Raw genomic sequence first — 10,556 nt, 5'->3', positions numbered from 1 at the left:
GGCTACCACCTCGCCGAGGAGAAGGCCTTCGGGGTCGCCTTCCCGGTCCCCGACGGCTGGACCCGCAAGAAGCTGGACGACGACGGCGAAGCGGTCGCGTACATCGACCCGGCCGGAATGGTCAGCCTGCGCGTGGTCGCGCTCGACTTCGCCAGCACCGATCCCCTCCAGCGCTGGAAGGACGACGAGGCGAGATCCGTCCAGCAGGGCAAGCTGCCCGGCTACCGGCAGCTGCGGATGCAGAGCACGACCTACCGGGAACTTCCGGCGGCCATCTGGGAGTTCACCTGGAAGGGCCGGGCCCGCCAGTGGCGCGCTGTGGATCTCGGGTTCGGCAACCCGGGCGGGCAGGAGTACGCGATCTACCTCTCGGCCCCGGCCGCGGACTGGGACCGGCAGAAGCCGGTCTTCGACCGGGTACGCGACGGATTCCGGCTGCCTGACGAGGCGCGGCGGTAGGGGACGCACAGGGCGGGGCCCGGCGGCAAGCGCGTGTACGGCAGCCGGATCCCTCGATCGTCGCCGCCTCGACGACGAACACGAACCGGCCCGGCCGGGCCGCTGTTCCAGCTCGCCTTCGCCAACCTTCTGGGGGGCACGCCTGCTACGGGCGTGCCCCCCCTTCGCCCACAACACCTGTCCGGTCAGAGCTTCAGGCGGTGCACACCTCCCTGCACCGTGCCCACGTACAGCCAGCCGCCGGTGGCCGCCAGGCTGGTGGCGTTGAGGTTCTGCAGGCCGGTGGAGATGTTCTGCCAGCTGCGGCCGCCGTCCGTGGAGCGCAGGACGCCTCGGCCCCCGCGCGGCAGGGCCGTGTCCCAGTGGCTGGTGGTGGCCGCGTAGAGGGTGCCGCCCACCTGCAGGATGTCGCTGACCCGCAGCGGCAGCTTGCCGGTGTCGGCGGTGCGGAAGGTCTTCCCGCCGTCCGTCGAGACCTTGATCGTGTCGCCACCGGTCAGCATCTTCGCCCCGGTGAACTCGATGGTGTCCACGCGGCCGTCGGCGATCTTGGTGATGTCGTCGCCGCCGTTGTCGGAGCGGTAGAGGCCGTCGGGGGCGCCGAGCCACAGCCGGTCCGGGTTCTTCGGGTCGCCTGCGACGGCGGTGAAGTACGTCCGGTCGTGGAGGAGGTTCTTCCAGGTCGCGCCGCCGTCCTCGGTGGAGAACAGTCCCTGGCCCAGAAGATTCGCGTACGAGACGTAGACGCGGTCGGGGTCGGCGGGGTGCACCGCCATGGCGAAGACCGTGCCGTTGCTCTCGCCCTTCTCCTGCCAGGTGGCACCCGAGTCGCCGCTGCGTTGCAGGTGGAAGTCGCCCCAGGGGCCACTGCGCACTCGCCACGCGATCCGCGAGTCCTTGGCGGAGGCCTGCAGCAGCCGGGTCCCGGCGCCGATCCTGCCTTCGCCGCCGGTGGTGCCCCACTCGGCGCCCGAGACCGGAAGCCGCGAGCGGTGTGTGCCCTGGCGGCCGGCCGCGAGCAGCTGGTCTCCGCTGAGGGCGAGGGAGTTGACGGTGCCGCCCTGGACGCCGAGGCGCCGGTAGTCCTTGCCGTCCGGCGTGCCCCGGTAGACACCGGCCGCGTCGGCGGAGACGGTCAGCGAGCCGTCGGCCCAGCGGTCGAAGTCGGAGGTGGTGGAGGCGCGGTTGGCGGCCGGGATGGTGCTCCATCGGCGGCCGTGGTCGCGGCCTACGCGGATGTCCTTGCCGTAGCCGGCGTACATGTCGCCGCCGGTGAGGGTCAGGCCGGTACCGCCGTATCCGTGGTTGTCCAGCGTGGCCCAGGTCCTGCCGCCGTCGAAGGAGCCGACGATGCCGGACCCGACCTCGTACACGGCGACGACCTGGCTGTCCGCGACGACGGTGACGGAGACCTTGCCGCCGCCGGGCTCGTACACCTTGGTGGCTTTGCCGAGGGTGCCCGAGGACAGGCCGTCGCGCTTCCACAGCGACTTGCCCGCCGAGAAGTAGAGGCTGTCGCCGCCGACCGCCACGTCGTAGACGTCGTCGACGGGGATACCGAGGGGCTCGGTGGTCCAGGTGTCGCCGCCGTCCCGGCTGATCAGCAGGTCGGTGTCGGTGACGGCGAGGAGGGTTCTGCCCGCCTCGTCGGTGAGGAACCCGATGATGCGTGTGTCGGGGGTGTGGAGTGTCTGCCAGGTGCGGCCGCCGTCCTGGGTGCGCAGGATCGAGCCCGTGCGGGGAATGCCGGACGCGCTGTTGGCCGCGTACCACCAGCGCTTCGCGTTGTGCGGGTCGATGACGGTGAAGGCCCGGCCGGCCACGTCACCGACCGGCAGCCTGGTGTGCTGCATCCAGGTCGCGCCGTTGTCCTCGGTGGACCAGGGGCCGGCCTTGTCGTACTGGGTGAGGACGGCGGTGCCCGGGGCGCTGGCCGCGGTGGTGATGTCGCCGCTCTCGGAGTTGGGCCCGACGGGCTGCCAGCGGGACTTGCGGCTGTTCTCCGGGGTGACCTCGAAGCCGTCGCCGTTGCTGGTCAGCGTCTTGCCGTCGGTGCTGCGGCCTTCGGCGGACACCAGGTGGGCGCCCTCGCCGCGCCCGGTGATCTCTGCCTGGTAGACGTTCGCGGAGCGGAGCGTGGCGGTGACGGTGTAGGGCCTGCCATGGGGCGGGGTGACGGTCAGGAGCGGCGGTTTCGCCAGCGGCGCCGGGGTGATGACGACGGCGGTGGACTTACCGTCGCTCGGGTCGGGGCCGGCCTGGAGGAACAGCTTCCGTACGACCAGGAGGTACGGGACACGCAGCGCGGCGCCGCGCTCGGGGGTGACGGTCACCGTGCCGGTGATCTCGGCTTCGCCGGCCGGGCGGTCGGCCCTCAAGGTCACCGTCGCTGTCGCACTGGTGCCCGCCGGGATGCGCAGGGTGTCCGGGCTGACCCTCGCCGGGCCGCTCGCCTTCAGACGGACGGTGCGGCTCCTGGTACCGGAGTTGGTCACGGTGAGTTTCCTGCTGCCGCCGACCGTGTGCCGGGCGAGGTCGGCGAGGCCGTAGGAGAGGGTGGCCGGGGCGGTGGTGAGGCCGGTGTCCGCCGTGTCGGCGGCCGCGGCGACGTCGAGGCGGCCGGAGCCGACGGTGCTCGACCCGTAGTCCTTGATCTGCTGGGTGGAGCCCACCAGTTGGGAGGTGACCTTCGCCGGGGTCTCGCCGGGGTGCAGCTGGCGCAGCAGGGCGGCGGCGCCCGCGGCGTGCGGTGCTGCCATGGACGTACCCGACATACGGTAGTAGCCGGGCGCGTACAGGGATGTGGGGATGGTGGAGCGGATGTCGTAGCCCGGTGCGACCAGGTCCGGCTTCAGGCCCCATCTCAGGTCGGGACCGCGCGAGGAGAACGAAGCGATCTTGTCGGTGACGTCCGTGCCGCTGATCGTCACCTCGACCTTGCCCTTCGCCAGGCGGCGGCCGAGCTCGGCGTACTGGGTGGCGTCGATACCCAGCATGACCAGGGTGTCCATGCGCAGTGAGTCGCCGGAGTCCTTGAGCGAGGTCCGCGCGGGGAGCGGGATCGTGCCGTCGCCGGCGGAGGCTCGGGGCTGGTCCTGCGACAGCGGGCCCGCGGCGGCGAACACCGGGCCACTGCCCCCGGCCGGCCCGCCGATGAGGGCGATCGCGCCGCGCCGCTCGGCTTCGCGGGCCATCTCGATCTCCGTCAGGTACAGGTCCCGCGAGGACTGGGCCACCAGCATGTCGATGCGTACGGCCTTGCCCTTGACGTCGCCGGCCCGCTCCCAGTCCTCCGCGGTGCCCCGCCCGACGTCGACGAGAGGGGCGGTGAAGGGCTTGGCGGGCGGGTTCGCGGAGACCATCGCGCGGTACGTCTGGATCTTCTCGCCGCCCCGGTAGGCGGCGCTCGGTATGCGCAGCCCGCTGATGGAGGCACCGACCGCGATGACGCCGTCGGCGGCGGCCGGGGTGCTCACGGTGCCCCTGCCCGGCCCCTCGTTGCCTGCGGAGGCGACGACCACGACGCCCGCCTCGGTGGCGGCGGTTGCGGCCGCGCCGAGCGGGTCGGTGCCGTCCCCGTAGCCACCGAGGCTCATGTTGATGACATCGGCGCGGTGCGGACTGGCCGGGTCGATCGCGGCCTCGATGCCGGCCACGATGTCGGAGGTGTAGCCCTCGCCCGCGTCGTCCATGACCTTGTACGCCAGGATGCTCGCGCCCGGCGCCACACCGGTCACGCCGCCCCGCTGGGCGGCCTTGCCCGCGATGATGCCGGCGACGTGGGTGCCGTGGCCGTTGTCGTCCATCGGATCGGCATCGCCGTTGGCGAAGTCGTAGCCGCCGACGACCTTGTGGCCCTCGCCGAAGCCGCCGCCGAGGTCGGGATGGCTGTAGTCGACCCCGCTGTCCAGGACGGCGACGGTGATGCCCTTGCCGTCGGCGCCGTTGCCCGCCGGGTCCTTGCGGCGCCACACCTGCGGAGCGTTGATCAGCGGCACGCTCGCATCGGTGAGGAGGCGCATCTTGGCGTCGGGGACCACGGAAGCCACCCCGGGCAGCTGCTTGAGCGCGGCGACCTCGGAGGCCTTCACCGTCACCGCGACCGCGTTGAGCAGCAGATTCAGTGTGCGTGGCGAACCGGCGTGCAGCCCGGCGCCTTTGGCCCGGTCGAGGAACGACTTCTGCCGGCCGGCGAGGGCGGCCCGGTCCGTGCCGATCTCCCGGGCATCGGCGGCGCGCAGCACGCCCTTCCCGGCCGCGGCGGCGTCCCCGGTCAGCGTGACGATGACGCGCTGCTCCGGATCCTGGTGGGGGTCCGCGGTGGCGGACTGGGGTACCGCGGACAGCAGGCCGCCGAGGACGGCGACCGCGAGTGCGGCAGTGAGGGATCTTCGAGGGGTCATGCCAGACCAAGTAATCGGAATCCAGTGGTCCAGACAACCATTTGGCCTGGCCCATTGCGGCCCCTGGCACATACGGGCCAGGATCCTGACCATGCCCCAGCTGACAGCCGCCGGGATCGACCCGTTCGACGAGAGCGTCTACCGAGCGATCCTGGTCCGCCACACCGCCGCTCCCGCGGAGCTGGCGGGCGATCTGTGCTGCTCCACCGAGCGGGTCGCCCGCGCCCTGGACCGGCTGCGCGAGAACGGCCTGGTGGGGCGGCTCTCCGGAACTCGCCGCCGCTACGCGGCCATTGAGCCGGGCGCGGCCCTGGAGTCCCTGGTCCGCTCCCGCACCGCCGACCTCGACGGCGTACGGGCCGCCGCCGACGAACTCTCTCGTCTGTTCACCACGGCCCGGCAGGGCGGCTCCGAACAAGTTGAAGTCATCACCGGCGGCGAGGCGTTGGGCCGCTGGTTCGTACAGCTTCAGCAGGAGGCGCGTGAGGAGGTCATCACGCTGGACCGCCCGCCGTACGCCCTCACCACCTCCAACCCGGTCGAGGCGACGGCTCTCACCCGGGGTGTCCGCTACCGTGCCGTGTACGCCCCCGAGGCGCTGGAATGGCCCGGCGTGCTGGGCGACATCCGCGAGCTGGTGACCCACGGCGAGCAGGCCCGCGTCCTGCCCGGACTGCGGATCAAACTGGCCATCGCCGACCGGCGCCTTGCCCTCATGCCGCTCTCCCTCGACTTCACGGCCGAGGTGCGCGCGGCCGTCATCCGGCCCTCCGCCCTCCTGGACGGGCTGATCGACTACTGGGAACTGTGCTGGCGCACGGCCACCCCGCTGGACGCACCCGCCGACGACCCTCTGAGCGAGGAGGACCGCCAGATGCTCACCCTGCTGGTCGGCGGCCTCAAGGACGAGGCGATCGCCCGCCAGTTGGGCTGGTCGGTGCGGACGATGCGGCGCCGGATCAGCCGCCTCCACGAGGAACTGGGCGCGGCCAACCGCTTCCAGGCGGGGGTGATCGCGGCTCGGCGGGGCTGGATATGAAGTCCAGCGGTATCTACCGAAGGTGTTGCGGTGCCATGGCGGCCCGGTCGTCGAAGGTCTGACGGACGGTGGCTGCCAGGGCGGGCGAGGAAGCTCAACCAGGGCACGGGGGCCGGTAGGCGGTCTGGGGGAAGTAGCGCTTCCATTCCGTGCGGGTGATCCCGGGGTGGACGGTGTCGCAGACCCGGGCGGCGACCTGTTCGACGGAGATGTTCCACAGCCGTGCCGTGTGGTCGTCGCTGCCGGTGGCCAGGGTATGGCCGTCGGGCAGGAACACCACCGAGGTGACACTGTCGGTGTGGCCGGTGAGCGTGGCGCGGAGCTCTGGGCGTCGCGGGTCGGCGATGTTCCACACCCGGATGGTCTTGTCGTTGGCGGCGGTCGCCAGAGTGTGTCCGTCGGGGCTGAAAGCCACCGCGCGGACCTTGCCGGTGTGGCCGGTGATCATGGCCAACTGCCGTGGCTGGGAAGGGCGGCGGATGTCGACCAGCCGTACGAGGTTGTCGTTGTCGAGGTTGTTGCTGACCGTGGCCAGGATCTTGCGGTCCGGGCTGAACGCGCCGGGCGCGACGGTGTCGGTGGTACCGAAGGGGAAGGCCAGCTCGCGCGGATGACGGGGGTCGCCGATGTCCCAGAAGCGGGCGGTGACGCCCTGGCCGCCGCCGACGCCCAGGGCGCGGCCGTCGGGGCTGAAGGCGACCGTCCAGATCATATGGGGGAAGCCGTCCAGGGTGGCCACTTCTCCGGGGTGGTCACGGGTGCCGACATCCCACACCTTGACCTGCTGGTACGCGCCGGCGACCAGCCAGCGGCCGTTGGGGCTGAAGGCTACGGCGGCGACTTCCGAAGCGTGCGGCTCCAGTGTCCGGAACGTGCGCGGGGTGCGGGGATCGCTCACGTCCCACAGCCGTACGGTGTTGTCGTCGCTGCCGCTGGCCAGGGTGCGCCCGTCAGGGCTGAAGGCCACCGACCGTACGAAGTTGGTGTGGCCGGTCAGCGTCGCGAGCGGGCGCCGGACGCGGGGGTCGGTGACGTCCCACAGCCGTACCGTGTGATCCCAGCCGGCGGTGGCCAGGGTGTGTCCGTCCGGGCTGAGGGCCAACCCCGCGATGACGTTGCCGTGGCCGACGAGCGGGAGTTCGCGCAGGTGGACGAGGCGGGCGGTGTGGTCGAGGCCGGTGGTGGCGAGGGTGTGGCCGTCGGGGGTGAAGGCGGCGGCGTAGTACCCGGGGACGGTGGTCATACGGACCGGACGGCCGGGGTCGGAGACGTCCCACAGCCGGGCGCCGTCCCCGGTCGAGACCAGGGAGCGGCCGTCGGGGCTGAAAGCCACCGCCCAGACGATGGCCGTGTGGTCCGTCAAGGTGGCCAGTGCGCGTGGAGAGCGGGGACGGCTCAGATCCCACAGCCGCACGGTGTGGTCCCAGCCGGCGGTGGCCACGGTGTGACCGTCGGGGCTGAACACCGCCTTGTTGACGCCGCCGGTGTGGCCGCTGAGGAATCCGATGGTGTGCGGGTGGCGCGGGTCGCCGACGTCCCACACCCAGGGGGTGGCGTCGGCGGCGCTGATCAGGGTGCGGCCGTCGGGGCTGAAGGCAACGGTGCCCAGCTGCGAGGTGTGGCCGGTCAGCGTCGAGACGAGTTGGGGGTACCGGGGCTCGGTCACGTTCCACAGGCGTACGGTGTGGTCGCTGCTCGCGGTGGCCAGGGTGCGGTGGTCGGGGCTGAACGCGAGGGCCTTGACGGTGTCGTCGTGGCCGGTCAGCTCGGCCAGCTCCCGGGGCCGACGCATATCGGAGGTGTCCCACAGACGGGCGGTGTGGCCGCCGGCGGTGGCCAGGAGCTGACCGCCGGGGGCGAAGTCGACCGCCTTGACCTCCTGGGCCTGGCTGAGGACGGCCAGTTGTCGTGGGCGGTGGTCGTCGGTGATGTCCCACAGCCGGGCGGTGTGGTCGGCGCTGCCGGTGATCGCGGTGCGGCCGTCGGGGGCGATGGCCAGGGCGACGACCTCGCCGGTGTGGCCGGTCAGGCGGCCGGCGTAGGGGAGGGCGAACGAGCCGAGGAGTGTGTCCCGGGTCTCGGCGGTCGGCGCCAGACGATAAGCGGCCAGGCTCAGTTGCAGGGACAGGGCGGGGTTGCTCTCCCGCATCGCCGCTGCCTCACCGGCGGCTCCGCGTGCGACGGCGATATTGCGCTGCTTCTTGGCCTGGTGCTCGGCGTCCATCGCGTATCCCACCGAGATGGAAGCGATCACCAGCAGGACGGTGAGAAGGCCGACCAGTTGGCGCAGACGCCGCGTCCGGCGCCGGGTCGTCAGCCGCTCGGCATCCTCGTTGGCCAAGCTCGCCTTGAGGAACCGCTCCTCGCGTTCGGAGAGGGCATCGCGGTGGACGGCGGCCCATTGACCGGCCAGGGCGAGACGCGTCCCGCGGAACAGCGTGCCCGGATCGTGCTGCAGGGCTTCCCACGCGTCGGCGGCCTCGGCGAGCTGGTCGAGGGCGCGCAGCCCCTGACGATCCTCGGTGAGCCAGTCCCGCAGCCGGGGCCAGGCGCGCAGCAACGCCTCGTGGGTGATCTCGACGGTGGTGTCGTGGAGGGTGAGCAGCCGGGCCGCGGCCAGTGCCTCCACGATCGCCGGGGCCCTGCCGCCGCACTGGTCCACCAGCCGGTCGCGGGCGACGCGGCGGCGTGCGTCGGTGCCGTCCTCACCGACGCGGATCAGACGCAGCAGCAGTTGGCGGGCCGCTTGCCGGGCCGTGGGATCCAGCCGGGTGTAGACGCGCTCGGCGGTGGTCGCCACGGCGCCGTGGATCCCGCCGGTGAGCTGGTAGGCGGCCACGGTCAGATGGGAGTCGGCGCGTTGCTGCCAGGTGGCCAGCAACGCGTGGGACAGCAGGGGCAGCGCGCCCGGTTCGTACGTGGTGTGGCCGCTGCCGGGGGCCACACCGAGGTCACGCAGCAGCAGTTCGGTCAGACCGGGCTCCAGGGCGAGCTGGGCAGCCCGCGCCGGTGCGGTGATCGCCTCGACGAGCTCGTCCCGGCTCATCGCGTCCACCGCGAACTGGTTGTCCTGGGCCGCCCGCAGCAGGCCGGGATGGTCCAGGCACCGGCTGTAGAAGTCGGCCCGTATACCGAGCACCACCACGGCCGCCGCGAGGGCGTCCGGGCCGGGACGGGCGGCGTCGCAGACGGCCGTGATGAACGCCCGGCGCTCGGCCTCGTCCTCGCAGACGGCGAAGACCTCTTCGAACTGGTCCACGACCAGGACGATGCGCCGACCGGCGAGCACGGTGCGCAGTACGGCACTCAACTCTCCGGCATCGATGCCCTTCCGCAGGGTCGCGACGGGAACCTTCAACAACTCGGCCACCGCTTCGGCAAGCGCGTTCACCGGGTGGGCCGTGGGGGTCATCACCAGCACCGGCCAGTCGGCGGAGCCCGGGGCGGCGAGGGCGCCGCGGGCGATCGCGGGGACCAGCCCGGCGCGCAGCAGCGAGGACTTGCCTGCCCCCGACGCGCCGAACACCGCCAGGGCAAGGGGCCCGGACGCGCTGTCACTGACCCGGCTCACCAGGTCAGCCGTCATACGCCCGCGCCCGAAGAACCAACCAGCGTCCTCCGGTTGGAAGGCCGCCAGCCCCCGGTAGGGACACGCGGGCTCCTCGCGGGCGTCGGCGAGCGCCATCAGGTCGCCCTCGGCGCCGAGCGCCGCGTCGAGTCGGCGAGCCAGTTCGGCGGAGGGCGCCTTGCGGGCGTTTTCGACGTTGCTCAGATAACCCTTGCTGTAATGGGTCAGCGCGGCCAGCTGAGCCAGCGACAACTCCCGTTCCTCGCGTAGACGGCGTAACTCCGCCCCGAAACCCGAACCGTCACCCACCCCGGTTCCCCCAGCTCAACGGCCGTATCCACAAACCCGCCCGGCAAAGGATACGGGCGACGGCTTCCCTTGACGTGCGGTGTCTGCGCCAGACTCGCAGGCGCGATCCCGACTCGCGCGATCCCGGCCCGGTGAGATGGGGCAGCGGGGGCTCGGGGCTGAGCGGCGCGACCCGCGCCCACCTTCACGACGCGACGTGCACGCCCTCCCGCCACCCCTCTGGAGTCCCGATGGAGCTCGCCGACCGCATGTCCGTGCCCACAAGTGCCCGCAGAACAAGCCTGGTTGTGGCGGCGGACTGTCGAAACGAGAGACCGGAGGAAGGTGGGGACACGCCCCGGCACACCGCACCGAAGGCCTCGGCCGGACGGAGCGTCCTGGAAGGCGCCTTCCTGTTGTTGGAGGTGCTGGCCCGGGTGGACGAGGCCGGGCTGACCGAGCTCGCGGCCGGCGCGGGACTGCCCAAGACGACCGCGCACCGCCTGCTGGAGCAGCTTGTCGCGGTGGGCGGGGTGGAGCGCAGGGCGGGCCGCTACCGGATCGGGGTGACGATCGTCCGCCTGGGGCACTCCTGGACATCCCACCGCGTGCTGGGCCGGGCCGCCGCTCTGCCCCTGCGGCACCTGGCGGCGTGGACCGGGGCCGCCGTCGCCCTCGTGGCTCCCGTCCGCGGCCGCATGGTGATCGTCAACGGGCTGACCGGAGCGGCGGACGCGGCCGTCTCCCACCGGCAGGGGATGGTCCTGCCGCCGGGCAACGCCGCCGAGGTGGTCATGGC

At 72.3% G+C, this 10,556-nt stretch carries 4 protein-coding genes and 1 pseudogene; 3 read left to right on the top strand and 2 right to left on the bottom strand.

What is annotated here, in order from left to right; all coding sequences use genetic code 11:
• Nucleotides 1-459 (top strand): annotated as a pseudogene (locus A8W25_RS22740) (serine/threonine protein kinase); the annotation flags it as partial.
• A 185-nt stretch (nt 460-644) separates the two neighbouring features.
• On the opposite strand, the gene A8W25_RS22735 reads toward A8W25_RS22740, so the two are convergent.
• Nucleotides 645-4,862 (bottom strand): S8 family serine peptidase, encoded by a 4,218-nt coding sequence (locus tag A8W25_RS22735; protein WP_067164449.1) that lies wholly within the window; start codon nt 4,860-4,862, stop codon nt 645-647.
• Nucleotides 4,863-4,953: 91 nt separating this feature from the next.
• On the opposite strand from A8W25_RS22735, the gene A8W25_RS22730 reads away from it, so the two are divergent.
• Nucleotides 4,954-5,901, top strand: coding sequence for a helix-turn-helix transcriptional regulator (locus A8W25_RS22730; protein WP_067164447.1), 948 nt, complete (start codon nt 4,954-4,956; stop codon nt 5,899-5,901).
• A 94-nt stretch (nt 5,902-5,995) separates the two neighbouring features.
• Here A8W25_RS22730 and A8W25_RS22725 read toward each other — a convergent pair whose 3' ends face one another.
• The gene (locus tag A8W25_RS22725; protein ID WP_079126317.1) at nt 5,996-9,778 is read right to left on the bottom strand and encodes a helix-turn-helix domain-containing protein; all 3,783 of its coding nucleotides are present in this window, start codon (nt 9,776-9,778) and stop codon (nt 5,996-5,998) included.
• 404 nt (nt 9,779-10,182) lie between these two features.
• Here A8W25_RS22725 and A8W25_RS22720 point away from each other — a divergent pair.
• The coding region (locus tag A8W25_RS22720) for a helix-turn-helix domain-containing protein (RefSeq protein WP_234386550.1) at nt 10,183-10,556 on the top strand (374 nt) is incomplete at its 3' end.

It is taken from the genome of Streptomyces sp. ERV7, from assembly GCF_001653515.1.
Taxonomy (GTDB): Bacteria; Actinomycetota; Actinomycetes; order Streptomycetales; family Streptomycetaceae; genus Streptomyces.
The sequence above is the reverse complement of the archived record's forward strand: the minus strand, read 5'-3'. Positions and strand labels throughout refer to the sequence as shown.

Bases quoted from the DNA above. Each gene is read 5' to 3' on its own strand.
- A8W25_RS22735 (WP_067164449.1), bottom strand. From the start codon at position 4,862: ATGACCCCTCGAAGATCCCTCACTGCCGCACTCGCGGTCGCCGTCCTC.
- A8W25_RS22730 (WP_067164447.1), top strand. From the start codon at position 4,954: ATGCCCCAGCTGACAGCCGCCGGGATCGACCCGTTCGACGAGAGCGTC.